Annotated in this window: 17 protein-coding genes and 1 pseudogene; 8 read left to right on the forward strand and 10 right to left on the reverse strand. The window is 71.9% G+C overall.

Translation table 11 applies throughout. From position 1 onward, the window contains the following. Positions 1 to 22: 22 nt before the first annotated feature. The 4 genes from ACFYV5_RS23620 to ACFYV5_RS23635 form a co-directional block, all read right to left on the reverse strand. A complete protein-coding gene (locus ACFYV5_RS23620; RefSeq protein WP_389171517.1) occupies positions 23 to 1282 on the reverse strand; it encodes an HAD family hydrolase in 1260 nt (419 codons plus the stop codon). A gap of 106 nt (positions 1283 to 1388) precedes the next feature. Beyond that, the gene (locus ACFYV5_RS23625; protein WP_389171520.1) at positions 1389 to 2171 is read right to left on the reverse strand and encodes a 3-oxoacyl-ACP reductase; all 783 of its coding nucleotides are present in this window, start codon (positions 2169 to 2171) and stop codon (positions 1389 to 1391) included. A gap of 6 nt (positions 2172 to 2177) precedes the next feature. Next, positions 2178 to 3560 carry an aldehyde dehydrogenase family protein gene (locus tag ACFYV5_RS23630; RefSeq protein ID WP_389171523.1) on the reverse strand — a complete coding sequence of 461 codons (1383 nt, stop codon included), beginning with the start codon at positions 3558 to 3560 and terminating at the stop codon, positions 2178 to 2180. An 8-nt stretch (positions 3561 to 3568) separates the two neighbouring features. Continuing rightward, positions 3569 to 4939 carry a glutamine synthetase family protein gene (locus tag ACFYV5_RS23635; protein WP_389171526.1) on the reverse strand — a complete coding sequence of 457 codons (1371 nt, stop codon included), beginning with the start codon at positions 4937 to 4939 and terminating at the stop codon, positions 3569 to 3571. A gap of 78 nt (positions 4940 to 5017) precedes the next feature. Between ACFYV5_RS23635 and ACFYV5_RS23640 the strand changes: the two genes are divergently transcribed. The 3 genes from ACFYV5_RS23640 to ACFYV5_RS23650 all read left to right on the forward strand — a co-directional run bounded on the left by ACFYV5_RS23640 (position 5018) and on the right by ACFYV5_RS23650 (position 8055). Continuing rightward, positions 5018 to 5746: a FadR/GntR family transcriptional regulator gene (locus tag ACFYV5_RS23640; protein ID WP_389171529.1), complete on the forward strand. Its 729-nt coding sequence runs from the start codon at positions 5018 to 5020 to the stop codon at positions 5744 to 5746. Between the two features lie 136 nt (positions 5747 to 5882). After that, the gene (gene eat, locus ACFYV5_RS23645) at positions 5883 to 7337 is read left to right on the forward strand and encodes an ethanolamine permease (RefSeq protein WP_389171532.1); all 1455 of its coding nucleotides are present in this window, start codon (positions 5883 to 5885) and stop codon (positions 7335 to 7337) included. 37 nt (positions 7338 to 7374) lie between these two features. After that, positions 7375 to 8055 (forward strand): gamma-glutamyl-gamma-aminobutyrate hydrolase family protein, encoded by a 681-nt coding sequence (locus ACFYV5_RS23650; protein ID WP_389171535.1) that lies wholly within the window; start codon positions 7375 to 7377, stop codon positions 8053 to 8055. A 170-nt stretch (positions 8056 to 8225) separates the two neighbouring features. On the opposite strand, the gene ACFYV5_RS23655 is transcribed toward ACFYV5_RS23650, so the two are convergent. After that, positions 8226 to 9161 carry a LysR family transcriptional regulator gene (locus ACFYV5_RS23655; protein WP_389171538.1) on the reverse strand — a complete coding sequence of 312 codons (936 nt, stop codon included), beginning with the start codon at positions 9159 to 9161 and terminating at the stop codon, positions 8226 to 8228. 70 nt (positions 9162 to 9231) lie between these two features. On the opposite strand from ACFYV5_RS23655, the gene ACFYV5_RS23660 reads away from it, so the two are divergent. Next, on the forward strand, positions 9232 to 10389 hold the full coding sequence (locus ACFYV5_RS23660; RefSeq protein WP_389171541.1) for a TDT family transporter: 1158 nt from the start codon (positions 9232 to 9234) through the stop codon (positions 10387 to 10389). Here the strand turns inward: ACFYV5_RS23660 and ACFYV5_RS23665 are convergent. From ACFYV5_RS23665 to ACFYV5_RS23680, 4 genes and pseudogenes are all read right to left on the reverse strand, one after another. After that, positions 10316 to 11061 (reverse strand): annotated as a pseudogene (locus ACFYV5_RS23665) (helical backbone metal receptor). The gene ACFYV5_RS23660 and the pseudogene ACFYV5_RS23665 overlap by 74 nt on opposite strands. Then, a complete protein-coding gene (locus ACFYV5_RS23670; protein ID WP_389171544.1) occupies positions 11058 to 11609 on the reverse strand; it encodes a helix-turn-helix domain-containing protein in 552 nt (183 codons plus the stop codon). Before ACFYV5_RS23670 ends, ACFYV5_RS23665 begins: the two are co-directional and overlap by 4 nt. Before the next feature lie 172 nt (positions 11610 to 11781). Next, a complete protein-coding gene (locus ACFYV5_RS23675; protein WP_355111961.1) occupies positions 11782 to 13587 on the reverse strand; it encodes an ABC transporter permease/substrate binding protein in 1806 nt (601 codons plus the stop codon). Continuing rightward, a complete protein-coding gene (locus tag ACFYV5_RS23680) occupies positions 13580 to 14653 on the reverse strand; it encodes a betaine/proline/choline family ABC transporter ATP-binding protein (RefSeq protein WP_355111963.1) in 1074 nt (357 codons plus the stop codon). The genes ACFYV5_RS23675 and ACFYV5_RS23680 overlap by 8 nt, the downstream gene beginning before the upstream one ends. A 279-nt stretch (positions 14654 to 14932) precedes the next feature. On the opposite strand from ACFYV5_RS23680, the gene ACFYV5_RS23685 reads away from it, so the two are divergent. Together ACFYV5_RS23685 and ACFYV5_RS23690 are read left to right on the forward strand one after the other, a co-directional pair. Further along, a complete protein-coding gene (locus ACFYV5_RS23685) occupies positions 14933 to 15838 on the forward strand; it encodes a 5'-3' exonuclease H3TH domain-containing protein (protein ID WP_389171960.1) in 906 nt (301 codons plus the stop codon). Positions 15839 to 15945: 107 nt separating this feature from the next. Next, positions 15946 to 16782, forward strand: a complete 837-nt coding sequence (locus ACFYV5_RS23690; protein WP_389171549.1) for a siderophore-interacting protein — start codon at positions 15946 to 15948, stop codon at positions 16780 to 16782. A gap of 167 nt (positions 16783 to 16949) precedes the next feature. Here ACFYV5_RS23690 and ACFYV5_RS23695 read toward each other — a convergent pair whose 3' ends face one another. Then, positions 16950 to 17582 carry a MerR family transcriptional regulator gene (locus ACFYV5_RS23695; RefSeq protein ID WP_355111967.1) on the reverse strand — a complete coding sequence of 211 codons (633 nt, stop codon included), beginning with the start codon at positions 17580 to 17582 and terminating at the stop codon, positions 16950 to 16952. 178 nt (positions 17583 to 17760) lie between these two features. Between ACFYV5_RS23695 and ACFYV5_RS23700 the strand changes: the two genes are divergently transcribed. Both ACFYV5_RS23700 and ACFYV5_RS23705 read left to right on the forward strand, forming a co-directional pair. Then, positions 17761 to 18699 carry a hypothetical protein gene (locus ACFYV5_RS23700; protein WP_389171964.1) on the forward strand — a complete coding sequence of 313 codons (939 nt, stop codon included), beginning with the start codon at positions 17761 to 17763 and terminating at the stop codon, positions 18697 to 18699. Next, positions 18696 to 19127, forward strand: coding sequence for an ABA4-like family protein (locus ACFYV5_RS23705; protein ID WP_389171552.1), 432 nt, complete (start codon positions 18696 to 18698; stop codon positions 19125 to 19127). The genes ACFYV5_RS23700 and ACFYV5_RS23705 overlap by 4 nt, the downstream gene beginning before the upstream one ends. Positions 19128 to 19131: the final 4 nt, after the last annotated feature.

Below are 19131 nucleotides of genomic sequence, written 5' to 3' on the forward strand. Positions count from 1 at the left end.
CCCGCCAGCCTAGAGGGCGGGTTCAGGAGCCGGACACGGAGTCCCACTGGTCGGGCACGACGCTGCCGTCGGACCGCCGGACGGGCTCCGCCGTGCCGTCGGCGGCGGTGTACCCCGTCGTGGCGCAGGGGTACGGGCTCACCCTGCGCTTCTTCGGCTCGATGAACATGGGGTTCACGAGCCAGCGGCCGTCGCTGTTGTCGTACGCCCTGCACATCACCTCGTTCTTGTTGCGGTTGAGGACCAGGCGCAGACCGGTCGCGTCACGCAGGAAGGAGATGTCGGTGTCGGAGTCGCCGGCCGCGAACACCTGGCGCCGCGAGGCCGGTTGGACGTGCTCGGCGGCGGGTCCGCGCACGCCGAAGATCTCCTGGTTGATCCAGCAGCGCTTGCCGTCGATGTACGTGATCATCTCGTCCGCGCCGTCGGGCACGCTCCCGCAGCCCTTCAGCCGGGCGGTGAGGCGGCCGTGCTCGGTGGTGTTGCGGATGCCGAGGGCGTGGGAGGGCTTGACGCCGACGCCCGCGGCCCAGACGTCGACGACCGGTTCGGGCGAGGCGGAGACGATCCAGACGTCGAAGCCGGCCTTCTGGAGCGTACGGACGAGGTCGCGCTGCTGGTCGTAGTAGCGGACCCAGCCGGTGACCTTCCGGGTGCCGACCGGCTGCTCGGCGCCGACGGGGGCGGCGAGGTTCTCGGTGCGCGCCGCCTCGGCGAAGGAGGCGATCTGGCGGGTGGTCCAGCCGCGCAGGAGCTGGGCGAGCCAGGCGTACTGCGGTTCCATACGGCGGTGGTCGAAGCCCGTGAACGCCTCGCCGCCGGTGGTCGTGGCGCCCTCCGCGTACACGGACAGGATCTCGTCGGCGCAGCGGGTGTCGGTGGCCGTGGGCAGGGTGCGGACGCCGGTGGGGCAGGCGGCGCGCAGGGCGGTGGCCGCGTCCGGGGTCAGGTGGCGGCTGGTGGTCGTCCAGTCGTCGTTCTCGGGCGGGCGTATGCGGTTGTTGCGCAGGAGCCAGAACAGGGTGGCGTCGCCGACGTCGTTCTTGATGACGGTGTTGTCCCAGTCGAAGACGGCGACGGGACGGTCGGTGCTCTTGTCTCCGCAGTGGGTGTCGACGAGCTGCTGGAGTCGGGCGCGGTTGTCGCCGTACCAGCCTTCGGAGACGTTGAGGGTGGGGCATTTCTCGGGTTTCGCCTGGGCGGGTGTGGCGGTGACCAGTCCGGAGAGGGCGAGGGCGGCCGTGGCGGTGGTGGCCACGATCCGGCGGAGTCGGGCGTTCATGGGCGCACTCCTGTCTGGGGATGTCGGGATGCACGGACGACGTCTGGATGCACGGCAGCCGGGCGCCTTGCGACGCCCGGCTGCCGGGTGGGGGTGGGGCGGGGTCCTAGAGCGGGGTCACGTACGCCCCGGAGATACCGCCGTCGACGAGGAAGTCGGTGGCGTTGATGAAGGAGGAGTCGTCGCTGGCGAGGAACGCGACGGCGGCGGCGATCTCGTCCGCCTCGGCGAAGCGCCCGACGGGGATGTGCACGAGCCGGCGAGCGGCGCGCTCGGGGTCCTTGGCGAACAGCTCCTGGAGGAGCGGGGTGTTCACGGGTCCCGGGCAGAGGGCGTTGACGCGGATGCCCTCGCGGGCGAACTGGACGCCCAGTTCGCGGGACATGGCCAGCACGCCGCCCTTGGAGGCGGTGTACGAGATCTGGCTGGTGGCCGCGCCCATGATGGCCACGAAGGAGGCGGTGTTGATGATGGAGCCGCGGCCCTGTCGCCGCATGTAGGGCAGGGCGGCCTTGCAGCACAGGTAGACGGAGGTGAGGTTGACGTCCTGGACGCGCTTCCAGGCCTCCAGGCCGGTGGTGAGGATGGAGTCGTCGTCGGGCGGGGAGATGCCCGCGTTGTTGAAGGCGATGTCGACGGAGCCGTAGGTGTCGAAGGCGACCTTGAAGAGGTTCTCGACCTCCTCGGGGTCGGTGACGTCGACCCGGACGAAGGTCCCGCCGACCTCCTCGGCGGCGGCCTTGCCGGCGGTCTCGTCGATGTCGCCGCAGACGACGTTCGCGCCTTCGGAGGCGAGGCGGCGGGCGGTGGCCAGGCCGATGCCGCTGCCGGCCCCGGTGATGACGGCGGTACGGCCGACCAGACGGCGGCAGACGATCTCTTCGGTCATGTTTTCTCAGACCTCCGTGCTGATGAAGACGTTCTTGGTTTCGGTGAAGGCGGTCAGGGCGTCGGGGCCGAGTTCCCGGCCGAGGCCGGACTGCTGGTAGCCGCCGAACGGGGTCCAGTAGCGGACGCTGGAGTGGGAGTTGACGGACAGGTTGCCGGCCCGGACGGCGCGCGAGACGCGCAGGGCGCGGCCCACGTCGCGGGTCCAGATCGAGCCGGACAGGCCGTAGTCGGTGGCGTTGGCGAGGCGGACGGCGTCGGCCTCGTCCTCGAAGGGCAGGACGACGGCGACCGGCCCGAAGACCTCCTCGACCGCGCAGGGCGCGTCCTCGGCGAGGCCGGTGAGGACGGTCGGCGGGAACCAGAAGCCGGGGCCCTCGGGGGCCTTGCCCCGGATGCCGGGGAGGGAGTCGGGGACGTACGCCTGTACGCGCTCCAGCTGGGCCTTCGAGATCAGCGGACCCATCTGGGTCGTCTCGTCGGCCGGGTCGCCGACGACGATCTCCTCGATGGCGGGGGTGAGCAGCTCCAGGAAGCGGTCGTACACGGAGCGCTGGACGAGGATGCGGGTGCGGGCGCAGCAGTCCTGGCCGCTGTTGTCGAGGAAGGACATCGGTGCGGCGGCCGCGGCGGCCGCCACGTCCGCGTCGGCGAAGACGATGTTGGGGCTCTTGCCGCCGAGTTCGAGCGTCACCCGCTTCACCTGGTCGGCGCACTTCGCCATGATGCTCTTGCCGACCCGCGTCGAGCCGGTGAAGACGATCTTGGCGATGCCGGGGTGCTCGACGAGCGCGTTGCCCGCGACGGCGCCCTCGCCCGGGAGGACCTGGAAGAGGCCCTCGGGGAGTCCGGCCTCCAGGGCGAGTTCGGCGAGGCGGAGCGCGGTGAGGGGGGTGGTCTCGGCGGGCTTGAGGAGGACGGCGTTGCCGGCGGCGAGGGCCGGGGCGGTGGCCCAGGCGGCGATCGGCATGGGGAAGTTCCACGGCGCGATCACGCCGACGACCCCGAGCGGTTCGAGGATCGTGACGTCGAGGCCACCGGCGACGGGGATCTGGCGGCCGTTGAGCCGCTCCACTCCGCCGGCCGCGTAGTCGAGCAGGTCACGGACGTTGCCCGCCTCCCAGCGGGCGTTGCCGAGGGTGTGGCCGGCCTCGCGCACCTCCAGGAGGGCGAGCTCCTCGATGTGGGTGTCGACGACGGCGGCGAAGCGGCGCAGCAGCCGGGCCCGGTCGGCGGGGGCGAGGGCGGCCCATCCGCGCTGGGCCGCGGTCGCGCGTACGACGGCGGCGTCGACGTCGGCCGGGGTGGCGGCGGGGACCGTGGCGACGACCTCTTCGGTCGCCGGGTTGAGTACCTGGAGTTCCTGGAGTGGCTGAAGTTCCTGGAGCAACTCTTTCCTCACATGCGTTCGAAGGAGCGGCGCAGCTCCCAGTCGGTCACCGCGGCGTCGTACGCGTCGAGTTCGACGCGGGCCATGTTGCGGTAGTGGGCGACGACCTCGTCCCCGAAGGCGGCCTTGGCGATCGGGCTGGTCTCCCAGAGCTCGGCGGCCTCGCGCAGGGTGGTGGGGACGTGGGCGTACTCGCCGGTGTAGGCGTTTCCGTCGCAGGCCGGGGGCAGTTCGAGCCTCTGCTCGATGCCGTACAGGCCTGCGGCGACGAGGCCCGCGACGGCGAGGTGGGGGTTGACGTCTCCGCCGGGCAGGCGGTTCTCGAAGCGCATCGAGCGGCCGTGGCCGACCACGCGCAGGGAGCAGGTGCGGTTGTCGACGCCCCAGGCGACGGCGGTGGGGGCGAAGGAGCCGGGCTGGAAGCGCTTGTAGGAGTTGATGTTCGGGGCGTACAGGAGCGAGAACTCGCGCAGGGCGGCGAGCTGGCCGGCCAGGAAGTGGCGCATGACGTCCGACATGCCGCCGGGTCCGTCGCCGGCCATGACGTTGGTGCCCGGGTCGTCGAGGGACTGGAGCGAGAGGTGGATGTGGCAGGAGTTGCCCTCGCGCTCGTTGTACTTCGCCATGAAGGTGAGCGAGACGCCTTCCTGGGCGGCGATCTCCTTGGCGCCCGTCTTGTAGACGGCGTGCTGGTCGCAGGTGACGAGGGCTTCGTCGTACTTGAAGGCGATCTCGTGCTGGCCGGGGTTGCACTCGCCCTTGGCGGACTCGACGATCAGCCCGGCGCCGGCCATCTCGTTCCGGATCCGGCGCAGGAGGGGCTCAACGCGGCCGGTGCCGAGGACGGAGTAGTCGACGTTGTACTGGTTCACCGGGGTCAGGCCCCGGTAGTTCGCGTCCCAGGCCTGCTCGTAGGTGTCCTTGAAGACGATGAACTCCAGCTCCGTGCCGACGTGGGCCGTGTAGCCGTGTTCGGCGAGCCGTTCCAGTTGGCGGCGGAGGATCTGGCGGGGTGCGGCGACGACGGGTGAGCCGTCGCTCCAGGCGAGGTCGGCGATGAGCATCGCCGTACCCTCGTTCCAGGGGACGCGGCGCAGGGTGGAGAGGTCGGGGTGCATGGCGAAGTCGCCGTAGCCGCGGTCCCAGGAGGACATCTCGTAACCGTCGACCGTGTTCATCTCGGCGTCGACGGCCAGGAGATAGTTGCAGCCCTCGGTGCCGTGGTCGAGGACGTCGTCGAGGAAGAACGGTGCGGCGAACCGCTTGCCCTGGAGCCGTCCCTGCATGTCGGGGAAGGCCAGGACGACTGTGTCGATCTCACCGCTCGCGACGAGGGCACGGAGCTCCTCGACGGAGAGCGGGGCTTGGCGGTCTGCCACGGGATTACTCCTCCTTCGGCCAGCCGGGAGCCATAAGGTATTCCTGAAGACCATTGCTTGGGAAGGGGAAACGGCAACGTGGCCAGTACGAGTGAACCGGCGGACCGGCTGACGCCCGTGCTGCGGCCGGTCCGGGCGGGGAACGGCTTCGAGGAAGCGCTGGAGCAGATCCTGCAGGTGGTGCGGCTCGGGCTCGTCCCGGGCGGGGAGCGGCTGCCCGCGGAGCGGGAGCTGGCCGACCGGATGGGGATCAGCCGGGTCACCCTGCGAGAGGTCCTGAAGGTCCTCCAGGAGCAGGGGCTCGTGGAGAGCCGGCGCGGCCGGTACGGCGGAACGTTCGTGCTGCACCGCCCCCAGACGGCCGACGAGGACGAGCTGCGCCGCCGGATCGCCACTATCGACGTCGAGGACACCCTGCGCTTCCGGGAGGTCCTGGAGGTCGGCGCGGCGGGGCTCTGCGCGGCGCACGGCCTGACGAAGGAGGGCGCGGAGCGGCTGCGCGCGGCGCTCACGGCCACGCACGACGCCCCGCTGGCCGACTACCGGCGCCAGGACACGCTGCTCCACCTCACCCTGGCCGAGCTGTCCGGGTCGCCGTCACTGACGGCGCAGTACGCGGCCGTACGGGCGACGGTCAACGACCTCCTGGACTGCATCCCGCTGCTCGTACGGAACCTGGAGCACTCCCAGCACCAGCACACGGCCCTGGTGGAAGCCGTCCTCGACGGCGACGCGGACGCGGCCCGCGAAGTGATGCGCGAACACTGCGGCGGTACGGCGGCGCTGCTGCGGGGCTTCCTGACGTGAGGGGCCGCACCAACCGAGCTCCAGGAAAGGCCGGGCCCGTAACCCGAAAGTGACGCACGGGGGTTGCGTTCCAGCCGACCCGGCGCAAAGGTATGGGGCCAATCCATTGGGCCCGTTGCGGGGAGCTGACGCTGTCATGACGCTCGAAGACACCACCGGGGACACCACCGGGGACAAGACCGCGCCCGACGACTACCTCGAACGCCGCGCGCTGCGCCGCGGCAGCGCCGGCTGGCTGCTGCTCACCGGACTCGGCGTCGCCTACGTCGTCTCCGGCGACTTCTCGGGCTGGAACATCGGCCTGTCCAAGGGCGGCTTCGGCGGGCTCGCCGTCGCCACCGTCCTGATGGGCGCGATGTACGCCTGTCTCGTCTTCGCGCTCGCCGAGCTCTCCGCCATCCTGCCCACCGCGGGCGGCGGCTACGGCTTCGCGCGCCGCGCGCTCGGCACCTGGGGCGGCTTCCTCACCGGCACCGCGATCCTGATCGAGTACATCCTCGCGCCCGCCGCGATCTCCATCTTCATCGGCGACTACGTCGAGTCGCTCGGCCTCTTCGGCCTGGAGTCGGGCTGGCCGGTCTATCTCGCCTGCTTCGTGATCTTCATCGGGATCCATCTGTACGGCGTGGGCGAGGCGCTGCGCTTCAGCCTGATCGTGACGGCGATCGCGGTCGCCGCGCTCGTGATCTTCGCGCTCGGCGCGCTCAGCGACTTCCACGTCGACGGCCTGAACGACATCCCGGTCGACGGCGGGGCCTTCGGCTCCAATTCCTGGCTGCCGTACGGTCTCCTCGGCATCTGGGCGGCGTTCCCCTTCGGCATGTGGTTCTTCCTCGGGGTCGAGGGCGTGCCGCTCGCGGCGGAGGAGGCCAAGGACCCGGTCCGCTCGATGCCGAAGGCGCTCGCGATCTCGATGGGCATCCTGGTACTGCTCGCCCTGATGACGTTCTTCGCCTCGACCGGGGCGCGTGGCTCGGCGGCCATCCAGGAGGCGGGCAACCCGCTGGTCGTGGCGCTGCAGGGCGACGGGGCGCCGACCACGCTGAGCCGCTTCGTGAACTACGCGGGGCTCGCCGGCCTGGTCGCCTCGTTCTTCTCGCTCATCTACGCCGGTTCGCGTCAGCTCTTCGCCCTGTCCCGGGCCGGCTACCTGCCCCGGTTCCTCTCCCTGACCAGCCGCCGCAAGTCCCCGTACCTGGGGCTGCTGATCCCGGGCGCGATCGGTTTCGCGCTCGCCGCCGGGACGGGGAACGGCGCGCGGATGCTGAACATCGCGGTGTTCGGCGCGACCATCTCGTACGCCCTGATGGCGCTCTCCCACATCGTGCTGCGCCGCCGCGAGCCGGAGCTGCACCGCCCGTACCGGACGCCGGGTGGCGTGGCGACCTCGTCCGTGGCGTTCGTGCTCGCGCTGTCGGCGCTGGTGGCGACCTTCCTGGTCGACAAGGACGCGGCGTTCATCGCGCTGGGGGTCTATGTGATCGCCCTCGCCTACTTCGCGTTCTACAGTCGGCATCATCTGGTGGCCAAGGCGCCGGAGGAGGAGTTCGCGGCGCTGGCGGCGGCCGAGGCCGAACTCGAACGCGACTGACCACCACTCTCTTCACTCTCTTCAGGAGGAGTTCTCCGTGTCCAAGCCGCTCATCGGCGTGACGACCTATCTGGACCGGGCCCGGTGGGGGGTGTGGGACATGCCCGCGGCCCTGCTGCCCGCGCAGTATCCGCGCCTGGTCCAGGCGAGCGGGGGGCTCGCGGCGATGCTCCCGCCGGACGAGCCGTCCGCCGCGGCCGCGGTGGTGGCCCGGCTGGACGGTCTGGTGGTCGCGGGAGGCGCGGATGTCGAGCCGGTACGGTACGGGGCCGCGCCCGATCCCCGTACCGGCCCGCCCGCCAGGGCCAGGGACGCGTGGGAGCTGGCCCTGATCGAGGCGGCGCTGGCCACCGGCACCCCGGTGCTCGGCATCTGCCGGGGCATGCAGCTGCTCAACGTGGCGCTCGGCGGCACGCTGATCCAGCACCTGGACGGCCATGTGGAGGAGATCGGCGTGATCGGCCGCCACGCGGTGAAGCCGGTCCCGGGCACCCGGTACGCCTCCCTGGTCCCCGAGCTGACCTCGGTGCCGACCTACCACCACCAGGCCGTGGACCGCCTGGGCGCGGGCCTGACCGCCTCGGCGTACGCGGAGGACGGCACGGTCGAGGCGGTCGAACTGGCGAAGCCGGCCTGGGCGCTGGGCGTCCAGTGGCACCCGGAGATGGGCGAGGACGTGAGGGTGATGCGGGGGCTGGTCGCAGCGGCGAGGACCTAGGGCGCGGGGGGGGCGCGCCCGGGGGGTGCTGAGGGGCGCGAGGGACTGCGCGCGCAACCACAACGCACCCGCGGACTCCCGACGGCGCCGACCCCGCCGGACCTCAGGGGCGCGGGGAACTGCGCGAACAGCCACAACGCATCCGCAGGCACCCCGCCACCGCCCCACCCTCACCCCGTCGGCCTCGCCCTCGTCAGGGAAAGCAGGTCCCGTGCCGGGCCCGTGGGCCGGTGGCCCGTGGGCCAGACCGCGCGGAGGTCGCGGCGGAGCAGGACGCCTTCGACCGGGATCTCGACCAGGCGGCGCGAGGCCAGCTCCTCCGCGATGGCGAGCTCGCTCAGGACGGCAGGGCCCGCGCCGCTGACCGCCGCGGCCTTCACGGCCGTGGTGGAGGCGAGTTCCAGGAGCGGCTGGGCGAGGCCGCCGTGGGCGGAGAGCGCGGAGTCGAGGACCTGGCGCGTGCCCGAGCCGCGTTCGCGCAGGATCAGCGGGGTCGCCGCCAGCTCGCCCGGGTCCAGCGGCCGGCGGCGCCGGGCCCACGGATGGGACGGCGCGGCGACCACGACGAGCCGGTCACGGGCGACGACCGCCCCGTCCAGGCCCTCGGGCACGGCGAGCCCCTCCACGAACCCCACGTCCGCCTCGTCGGCGAGGAGCCGCTCCGCCACCGCCGCCGAGTTCCCGGCCATCAGCGACACGGCCGTGCCGGGCCGCCCCGCGCGCAGCGCGATCAGCCAGCCCGGCAGCAGGTATTCGGCGATCGTCATCGACGCGGCCACCCGCAGCCGCGAGTCCCGCCGCCCCCGCAGCGCCTGCGCCCCGACGTCGAACGCCTCCGCCGCCTCCACGATCCGCCGCGCCCAGTCCGTCACGAGCGCCCCCGCGTCCGTGAGGCGCGAGCCGCGCGGCGAGCGGTCCACCAGCGCGACCCCGAGCTGGCGCTCCATCGACCGGATCCGGCTGCTCGCCGCGGGCTGTGTGATGCCCACCTCGCGGGCGGCCCGCCCCAGGCTTCCGTGCCGGGCGACGGCCAGGAGGAGTTCGAGCGCACCGAGATCAGGAACCCGGTGGGACAGGGGGGACGTCGCACTGCTCTCACTGCTCATAAAGTCAGCTTATGACGTCATAGCGCCAAGATCCCTGGTCCGGCCCACGCATCCGCACGACGGTGGAACCATGGCAACCCTCGCTCCTTCCCGTCCGGCCCCCCTCGCCACCACCCCCGGCGTCCGGGCGGCCGCGGTCCGTCACCTCGGCCCCCACTGGTACGCCTCCGTGATGGGCACCGCCATCGTCGCCAACGCGGGAGCCACCCTCCCCGTGCACGTCCCCGGTCTGCGCACCGCCTGCGCGGCCGTGTGGGCGCTCTCCCTGGTGATGCTCCTGACCCTGCTCACGGCCCGCTCCCTGCACTGGATCCACCACCGGGACCGGGCGCGCCAGCATCTGCTGGACCCGGCCGTGGCCCCGTTCTACGGCTGTCTCTCGATGGCGCTGCTCGCGGTCGGCGGCGGCGCCCTGATCGTCGGCCGGGACTGGATCGGGCTTCCGGCCGCCGTGGCGATCGACACCGTCCTGTTCACCGCCGGAACGGTCGTCGGCCTGGCCGCCGCGGTCGCGATCCCGTACCTCATGGTGGTGCACCACACGATCGAGAGCGCCTCCCCGGTCTGGCTCCTCCCGGTCGTCGCCCCGATGGTCTCCGCCGCCCTCGGCCCGCTGCTGCTGCCCCATCTGCCGGCCGGGCAGGCGCAGCAGACGCTGCTGATCGCCTGCTACGCGATGTTCGGCATCAGCCTGCTCGCCACCCTCGTGATGCTGCCGCTGGTCTTCGGCCGGCTCGTCACCGGCGGACCGCTGCCGCTCGCACTCACGCCCACGCTCTTCCTGGTGCTCGGCCCGCTGGGCCAGTCGACCACCGCGGCGAACCATTTCGCCGACGCGGCCCCCGGCGTGCTCCCCGCTCCGTACGCGCACGGCTTCGCCGCCTTCGCGGTCCTCTACGGCGTGCCGGTGACGGGCTTCGCCCTGCTGTGGCTGGCGCTCGCCGGGGCGATGGTGCTGCGGGCGCGGCGGCGCGGCATGGGCTTCGCCATGACCTGGTGGGCCTTCACCTTCCCCGTCGGGACCTGTGTGACCGGCGCGGAGGGGCTCGCCCGGCACACGGGTCTGGCCGCCTTCGGCTGGCTGGCGGTCGCGCTGTACGTGTTCCTCCTCGCGGCCTGGCTGGTGGCCGGGTTCCACACCCTGCGCGGGCTCTTCAGCGGCGCGCTGCTCGCAGCGCCCGGGCGAGCACCCGGGGCGCCTCGGCCAGCGACGGCCCGTACCAGGTGAGGTGACGCCCGCTGACGAGTGCGGCGGCGGTCCCGGGGAACGCCTCGGGGCCGTCCCCGGGCGTGAAGCGGTACGGCTCGTCGGGCAGGACGACCAGGTCGGCACCGGCCGCCCGCAGCTCGTCGAGCGGGACGCGCGGGTAGCGCTCGGAGTGACCGCCGTACAGCTGCCGTACGCCGAGGCGGGCCAGCAGGTCGCCCGCGAAGGTGTCCCGGCCGAGGACCATCCAGGGCCGGCGCCAGATCGGCACGACGGCGGTCAGCGGCGGGCTCGGCGTCTCCACGGCGGCCCACGCCCGCTCCGCCTCGTCCAGCCAGCGGGGCCGGTCGGGGACGCCGCAGGCCCGGAGCGTCCGGTCCAGCTCCTGGAACGCCTGGTCGAGCGTGCGTACCTCGGTGACCAGGATCTCGATCCCGGCGGCGCGCAGGGCGGCCAGGTCGGGGGCGCGGTTCTCCTCCTCGTTGGCGATCACGAGGTCGGGTCCGAGGGCGATGACGGCGGCGACGTCGGGGTTCTTCGTACCGCCGATCCGGGCGACGTCGAGGTCGGCCGGATGCTGCACCAGTCAGTGGCACCGACGAGCAGACCCGGCGCGCTGACGGCGACCGCCTCGGTGAGCGAGGGCACGAGCGAGACGACGCGGGCCTTGCGCTCCTTGCCCACCGCTCTCATGCGTCGTCGGCCTCGATGTGCTCGGCGACGGCCACGACGAGCAGCCGGGTCCCGGACTCCGTGGCGCGCCACCGGTGCCGTACCCCTCCGGAGAGGTACAGCGTGTCCCCGCGTTCGAGCCGGTACGCCCGGCCCTCGGCCTCGACCTCGGCGGCGCCGTCGGCGACGAACAGCAACTCGTCGTTGCGGTGCTGGAATTCACGGCCTGCGTCCCGCTCGCCGGTGAACTCCAGCGCGTGCAGCTGGTGCCGGCCGCGGACCAGGGGGCGTACCCCGGTGGGCATGTCGTGCAGCTGCTCCTCTGCCCGTACGACGTCGACGGTACGGGCGGACTCCGCCGCGGCCAGCAGTTCGGCGGCCGTGGTCTCCAGGGCTCCGGCGACGAGCTGCAGGGAACGCGTGCTGGGGCGGGCCCGCTCGTTCTCGATCTGGCTGAGGAAGGGCACGGACAGGCCGCAGCGCGAGGCGACGACGGCCAGGGTCAGCTTGAGCGCTCTGCGGCGCCTCTTGACAGCCGCGCCCACGCGCAGTGATTCCTTCTCGTCCATGTCGGCTCCCTCCCTCGCGTCTCGTCCCTGTGTACTGGTCGGTTACCTGAACCTTACGCAGCTTTCGGGCCGGGTTTCGCGTCGTGGCGAAAAGGGGTGGCCGCCGAACACGCTCGGCGACCACCCCTTTTCGGACAGGAGTCGGTAAATACCTGTGCGGCGCTTCCCCGCCCTACTGCGGAGCCAGCTTCTCGGCGAGGCCGGGGTTCTTCTCCAGCCAGCCGCGGACCGCCTCCTGCTCCTTGCCCTTGCCGGTCGCCTGGATGGCCGCTTCGAGATCCGTGAGCTGCTTCTCGGTCAGCTCGAAGTTCTTCAGCCAGGCGCCGACCTCGGGGTTGTCGGCGGTGAAGCCCTTACGGGCGAGGGTGTGGACGCCGTCGCCCTTGCCCCAGGTCCCCTTGGGGTCCTTGAGCTTCTTCAGGTCGTAGCTGGAGTAGGCCCAGTGCGGCGACCAGAGGGTGACGACGACCGGCTCCTTCTTGTCGTAGGCGCGCTTCAGCTCGGCGAGCATGCCGGGCGTGGAGCCGTCGACGACCTTGTACTCACCGGCCAGGCCGTAGTCGTTCAGGACCTTGTCCTTGAGGATGCCCATCATTCCGGCGCTCGGCTCGATGCCGATGATCCGGCCCTTGAACTGGCCGCTCTTGCCCTTGAGGTCCTCGAGCGAGTCGATGCCCTTCATGTAGGAGGGCACGGACAGCTCCAGGGAGGTGGGGCCGTACCAGGAGCCGAGGTCCTCCAGCTTGTTCTGGTACTTCTCCCAGTACTGGGCGTGGGTGACGGGGAGCCAGGAGTCGGTCTGGAAGTCGATCTGGCCGCCCGCGAGTCCGGTGTAGAGCGCGCCGGCCTCCAGCTGCTTGGCGTCGACCTCGTAGCCGCGCCGCTCCAGCAGTTCCTTCCAGAGGAAGGTGGAGGCGATGCCCTCGTCCCAGGGGATGTAGCCGAGGCTGATCTTCTTGCCGTGGCCGATGTCCTTGCCACCGGCGGCCGTCGACGCCTTGCCGCCGCCGAGGAAGCCCATGCCGCCCGCGACGAGCGCGAGGACGACCACACCGACGAGCGCGGTGACGGGCTGCGGGCGGTGGCCCCAGAGCTTCGCCCCGGCGCGCGCCGAGAGCGCGGCCCGCGCCTTGGCGAGCGCGCGGCGGCCGAGCGGCGAGACCTGGTGACCGAGCGCGCCGGTCATCCGGTCCAGGTACATGGCGAGGATGACGATGGAGATGCCGGCCTCGAAGCCGAGACCGATGTCGACGTTGCCGATGGCGCGGTAGACGGCGCCGCCGAGCCCGCCGCCGCCGACCATGCCGGCGATGACGACCATGGACAGGCCCAGCATGATCACCTGGTTGATGCCCGCCATGATCGTGGGCAAGGCGAGCGGCAGCTGCACGCGCAGCAGCGTGGCGCGCGGCGTGGTGCCGAAGGCCTCGGCCGCCTCGACCAGCTCGCCGTCGACCTGGCGGATGCCGAGCTCGGTCATCCGCACGCCGGGCGGCAGGGCGAAGACGATCGTGGCGATGATGCCGGGGACCACGCCGACGCCGAAGAAGATGATGCCGGGGATCAGATAGACCATGGCGGGCATGGTCTGCATGAAGTCCAGGACGGGACGCAGCACGGCGCTGACCGTCTTGGAGCGGGCCGCCCAGATGCCGAGCGGGACCGCGATCACGAGGGTCACCAGGGTGGCGACGAGCACCAGGGAGAGGGTCGACATGGCGTCGTTCCACAGCTCGATGGAGTCGACGAGCGCGAACCCGGCGAAGGCGAGGACACCGGCGGTCAGGCCGCGCAGCCACCAGGCGCCGACGGCGAGGATGCCGGCGAAGAGCAGCGGCTCGGGCGCCGAGAGGACCGCGTCGATGCCGTCGTAAAGACCGGTGACGGCGGCGCTGATGGCGTCGAAGAGCCAGGAGAGCTGGGCCTGGAGCCAGTCGACGGAGCTGTCGACCCACTGGCCGAGAGGGAGCCTAGGCATGGGTGGCCACCTCCTCGGTGCCGGTCGTGCAGGCAAGGGGCGGGCGCTGCTCGTCCCCGATGAAGCCGATCAGCCGGGACTGCGGTACGACGCCGAGGACGGTGCCGTCGGTGTCCTTGACGGCCACCGGGTGCGGGACGCGGGCGCTGACGGCGCACAGCTCGGCGACAAGGGTGTCGGGGCCGACGGTCTCGCAGCCGCAGGCGTCCGGCGCGGCATGCTCGGGCTCGGTCATCACGGCGGCGGCCGTGAGGACGCGGGAGCGGTCGACGTCCTGGATGAAGGAGGCGACGTAGTCGTTGGCGGGGCGGACCAGGATGTCCTCGGCGCTGCCGAGCTGGACGATCCGGCCGTCGCGCATCACCGCGATGCGGTCGCCGAGGCGCATGGCCTCGTTGAGGTCGTGGGTGATGAAGACGATGGTCTTCTTCAGGCGCTTCTGCAGTTCGAGGAGCTGGTCCTGCATGTCACGGCGGATCAGCGGGTCGAGGGCGCTGAACGACTCGTCCATGAGCAGCAGGTCGGCGTCGGTGGCCAGGGCGCGGGCGAGCCCCACGCGCTGCTGCATACCGCCGGAGAGCTCGTCGGGCCAGGACTTCTCCCAGCCGGCGAGCCCGCACATCTCCAGGGCCTCCGTGGCCCGGATCTCGCGCTCGGCGCGCGGGACGCCCTGGACCTCCAGGCCGTACGCCGCGTTCTCCAGGACGCTGCGGTGCGGAAAGAGGGCGAAGTGCTGGAAGACCATGCTGATCTTCGTGGACCGCACGGTGCGCAGATCGCGGGGGCTGAGCGCGGTGAGGTCCGTGCCGTCGAAGAGCACGCGGCCCGCGGTGGGCTCGAGCAGGCCGTTGAGCATCCGCAGCAGGGTGGACTTGCCGGATCCGGACAGACCCATCACGACGAAGATCTGGCCGGGCTCGACGACGAAGGAGGCGTCGATCACGGCCGCGGTCGTGCCGTCGGCACGGAGCTCGTCGCGGTCCGCGCCTTCGCTGAGTTTCCTGACCGCTTCGTCGGGTCGTCTGCCGAACACCTTGTACAGGTGGTCGGCCTGGAGCCTGGACACATATACCTCACGTGTTGAAACGAGAACGGCCCTCCACCCCCGCGGCAGGGCCGTGGAGCGGGGCGGTTTCGGCCCGCGACTCCCGTGACGTACGGGGATTCTTTGTTGAATTCCGTACCGGGTCCGCTCCGGGCGCGCACCTGCCCCCGGCTCCACGGCGCAAACCGAAAGGTGACAGGGGTCACTGGAGGCCGCTGGAGCCGCTGGAGGCCGCTGGAACCGAGCCGCGGGACCGCTGTCGGTGGTGTGCGGCATGATCGGGGTGTGACGCGACGCCTGATGCTCCTCGACACCGCCTCCCTCTACTTCCGCGCGTACTTCGGTGTGCCGGACTCGGTCCGCGCCCCCGACGGCACGCCGGTGAACGCCGTGCGCGGACTGCTCGACTTCATCACCCGGCTCGTCCAGGACCACCACCCCGACGACCTCGTCGCCTGCATGGACGCCGACTGGCGGCCCCAGTGGCGGGTGGACCTGATCCCCTCGTACAAGGCTCACCGGGTCGCCGTGGAGACCGAGACCGGGCCGGACGAGGAGGAGGTGCCCGACACGCTCGCCCCGCAGGTGCCGGTGATCGAGGCCGTCCTGGACGCCCTCGGCATCGCCCGGGTCGGTGTGGCGGGCTACGAGGCGGACGACGTCATCGGCACGCTGGCCGGGCAGGCGAAGGGGCCGGTCGACATCGTCACGGGCGACCGGGACCTCTTCCAGCTGGTGGACGACGAGCGCGGCGTGCGGGTGCTGTACCCGCGCAAGGGCGTCGGCGACTGCGATCTGGTCGACGGCGAGCTGATCCGTACGAAGTACGGGGTGCGGGCCGACCAGTACGCCGACTTCGCCGCCCTGCGCGGTGACGCCAGCGACGGGCTGCCCGGGGTGAAGGGCATCGGCGAGAAGACGGCCGCGCAGCTGATCACGGAGTACGGCGATCTGGCGGGCGTCCGCGCGGCCGCCGTGGACCGGACCTCGAAGCTGACCCCGGCCAAGCGGCGCGGGATCGTGGAGGCGGCGGAGTATCTGGACGTGGCCCCGAAGGTCGTCCGGGTCGCCGGGGACGTACCGCTGCCGCACTTCGATCCGGCCCTGCCGAGCGGGCCGCGGGACCGGGAGGCCCTGCTGGAGCTGGTGACGCGGTGGGGCCTGAGCGGGGCGGTCGGCCGACTGCTGCTGGTGCTGGAGCGCTGAGGCGTTCTGGGCTCTGGGCCTTGGCTCTGGGCCTGGGCTCTGGGCTCTGAGTTCGCCGGGATGCTAGCTTAGGCATACCTAAGTTCGTAGAGTCAGGGGAGACCGTCGTGGCAGAGCAGCCGGCGCGCAAGGCACCGAAGGCCCACCAGGCGCGGGTGTTGCACACGGAGCGGATCACGCCGCACATGGTGCGGGTGGTGCTGGGCGGGGACGGCCTCGACGCGTTCGAGCTGGGCGAGTACACCGACCACTACGTGAAACTGCTCTTCGCGCCGGAGGGCGTCAGCTACCCGGAGCCGTTCGACATGGACCGGATCCGCGAGGAGTTCCCGCGCGAGCAGTGGCCCACCACGCGGACGTACACGGTGCGGGACTGGGACGCCGACCACCGCGAGCTGACCGTCGACTTCGTGGTCCACGGCGACGAGGGCCTGGCGGGGCCGTGGGCGGCGCGGGCCCAGGCGGGCGACACGATGTACCTGCTCGGCCCGGGTGGCGGTTACGCGCCGGACCCGGCGGCGGACTGGCACCTGCTGGTGGGCGACGAGAGCGCGCTGCCGGCGATCGCGGTGGCGCTGGAGCGACTGCCGGAGGGCACGACGGTGCACGCGTTCCTGGAGGTCGCGGACGCGACGGAGGAGCAGAAGTTCGCGACGGCCGCGGGCGTCGAGGTGACCTGGCTCCACCGGGGCGACCGCCCGACGGGCGCGGCCCTGCTGGACGCGGTGAAGGGCCTGGACTTCCCCGCGGGCGACGTCCACGCCTTCGTCCACGGCGAGGCGGGCTTCGTGAAGGACCTCCGCCGCCATCTGCGCCTGGAGCGGGGGGTACCGCGCGAGCGCCTGTCGATCTCGGGCTACTGGCGCCTGGGCAAGTCGGACGAGGCGTGGCGCGCGATCAAGCGCGACTGGAACGAGCAGGTGGAGCGCGAGCAGGAGAACTGAGGGGCGCTGCGTGGGACCCCCGGGGCGGAGCCGCTCTGCGGGAGCAGTGAGGCACTGCCCCGCGGGGCACTGAGGGGCAGAGTGCCTGGGGGCCCCCGAGGGACACCCCCCCTCGGGGGCACTGAGGGGCACCGCCCCGCGAGGCGGCTCCACCCCGGCGCGCGAGGTCACTCCCCCGTGCCGAAGACCCGCCCCGACGCGTCCACGTGCGCCAACCTCCGTAGCGCACCGAACATCGCGTCGCCCAGCACCGTCCCCACCACCACGCTCTCCACCAGGTCCTCGCGCTCCACGTTCCGCGCCACGTACTCCAGGTCCGCCCGCGCCACCTGCTCCGCCGCACCCGCGTACGCGTCGAGCACCTCGACGAAGCCGCCGTGCCCCACCGCGTCCAGCGCCGCCAGGGCCACCGCGAGCGCCTCCGCGGCCGGATTGTCCGCGTGCACCTGCCACCCGCGCCGAGCGATCAGCTCCGCCACCGCCTTCCGCGCGTCGACGACCCCCTCCCCCGGCTCCTCGGTGTACCGAGGCACCACCCGCTTCGCAGCCGTGCCGAGCATCTTGTGCACCGACCCGTCCGGGTCCTCGACCGCCGCAATCACCTCGCCGATCGCCGCGACCGAGAGCCCCCCGACATCCAGCAGCGCCCGGATCAAGCGAAGGCGCCGCTCGTGCGTCTCGTCGTACGAGGCCTGGTTCGGGCTCGTCAGCCGCCCGGCCGGCAGCAGCCCCTCCCGTACGTAGTACTTGATCGTCGGCACGGACACCCCGGTCCTGCGGCTCAACTCTCCGATGCGCACTCTGCGTTCACCTTCCCGATCCTGCCTCGGCCTTGCCGACCGACCTCTCCATCATAGATAGTGGGGCTATCAGATAGCGGTGAGTGCCACTATCCATGATTCCACGGGGGTACCCATGTCCTCAACGTTTCCGCGGGTCCGTGACCTGCATCGCCCGCTGGTCTGGTTCTCCGCCTCCATGGCGTTACTCGCCCTGGTCTCGGTCGGCGGCCTGCTCTTCGACGACCGGATGCTGGTCGGCGTACCGATCTGGACGAAGCCGTTCAAGTTCGCCGTCTCGTTCGTCGCGTACTGCATGACGCTCGCCTGGATGCTCACCCTGCTGCCCCGCGGCCGGCGCGTCGGCTGGTGGGCGGGCACCGTACTGGCCGCGGCGAGCGCCGTGGAGATGGTGCTGATCACCACTCAGGTGGTCCGCGGCAGGCAGAGCCATTTCAACAACGAGACCCCCTTCGACAGCGCCCTCTTCCAGGCGATGGGCATCACGGTCGTCGTCCTGTGGCTGGCCGCCCTGGTCATCGCGGTCCTGCTGCTGCGCGCGAAGATCCTGGACCGCGCCACCGCCTGGTCGGTACGCCTCGGCTCACTGATCGCCCTCGCGGGAGCCGCCGTCGGCTTCCTGATGGTCCGGCCCACCCCCGCACAGCGCGCGGCCGGCGTCGACGCGGGGATCGTCGGCGCGCACAGCGTCGGCGTGCCCGACGGCGGACCGTCCATGCCCGTGACGGGCTGGGCCACCACCGGCGGCGATCTGCGCATCGCCCACTTTTTCGGCATGCACGCCCTGCAGGTGATTCCGCTCCTGCTGCTCGCGCTGGTCGCCCTCGCCCCGAGGTTCGCCCGGCTGCGTGACGAGCGGGTGCGACTGCGGCTGACGCTCGTGGCCTCCGGGACGTACGCGGCGGTGTTCGCCCTCACCACCTGGCAGGCGTTGCGCGGTCAGGCGCTGCTGGACCCCGACGGCACGACGCTCGCCGCTGCCGGCGCGACCGCGCTCCTCGGCGCGGCGGCGACATGGGCGGCCCTGCGCGCCCCGGCTCCGTCCTCGAGCCCCGCCTCGACTTCCGCCTCGGCTGGCACCGAAACCCCGTTCGCCGACAAGGAGTTCACCGCATGACCGGCTTCCTCTTCGAGCTCAGTTTCTTCCTCGCGGCGCCCGTCTGGCTGCTGATGATCTTCGCGCCGGGATGGCGGTGGACGGAGCGGCTCGCGGCCTCGCCGCTGACCGTCATACCGATCCTGGCGGTCTACCTCGCACTGGCGATCCCCGTCCTCCCCGAGCTGTGGGCGGCGGTCAGCAGCCCCGACATCGACACGTTCCGCGAGCTCATGGCGCTGGCGAACGGCGCCGGGGCGGTCTGGGCGCAGGTCATCGCCTGGGACCTGCTGCTCGGCCAGTGGATGTACCGGGAGGCGCGCAGGCTGGGCCTCTCGCCGCTGTTGATGGGCCCGCTGCTGATCCTGACGATCCTGCTGTCCCCGCTCGGACTGCTCGTCTTCCTGGGACTACGGGCGGTGAAGAAGCCGGTGCCCGTGCCGGCGTGAGGTG

Origin of the sequence: Streptomyces sp. NPDC003035, from assembly GCF_042888285.1 — a bacterium.
GTDB lineage: Bacteria > Actinomycetota > Actinomycetes > Streptomycetales > Streptomycetaceae > Streptomyces.

Bases quoted from the DNA above. Each gene is read 5' to 3' on its own strand.
- ACFYV5_RS23685 (WP_389171960.1), top strand. From the start codon at position 14,933: ATGCTCCTCGACACCGCCTCCCTCTACTTCCGCGCGTACTTCGGTGTG.
- ACFYV5_RS23620 (WP_389171517.1), bottom strand. From the start codon at position 1,282: ATGAACGCCCGACTCCGCCGGATCGTGGCCACCACCGCCACGGCCGCC.
- ACFYV5_RS23675 (WP_355111961.1), bottom strand. From the start codon at position 13,587: ATGCCTAGGCTCCCTCTCGGCCAGTGGGTCGACAGCTCCGTCGACTGG.
- ACFYV5_RS23660 (WP_389171541.1), top strand. From the start codon at position 9,232: ATGGCAACCCTCGCTCCTTCCCGTCCGGCCCCCCTCGCCACCACCCCC.
- ACFYV5_RS23705 (WP_389171552.1), top strand. From the start codon at position 18,696: ATGACCGGCTTCCTCTTCGAGCTCAGTTTCTTCCTCGCGGCGCCCGTC.
- ACFYV5_RS23625 (WP_389171520.1), bottom strand. From the start codon at position 2,171: ATGACCGAAGAGATCGTCTGCCGCCGTCTGGTCGGCCGTACCGCCGTC.
- eat (WP_389171532.1), top strand. From the start codon at position 5,883: ATGACGCTCGAAGACACCACCGGGGACACCACCGGGGACAAGACCGCG.
- ACFYV5_RS23655 (WP_389171538.1), bottom strand. From the start codon at position 9,161: ATGAGCAGTGAGAGCAGTGCGACGTCCCCCCTGTCCCACCGGGTTCCT.
- ACFYV5_RS23670 (WP_389171544.1), bottom strand. From the start codon at position 11,609: ATGGACGAGAAGGAATCACTGCGCGTGGGCGCGGCTGTCAAGAGGCGC.
- ACFYV5_RS23700 (WP_389171964.1), top strand. From the start codon at position 17,761: ATGGCGTTACTCGCCCTGGTCTCGGTCGGCGGCCTGCTCTTCGACGAC.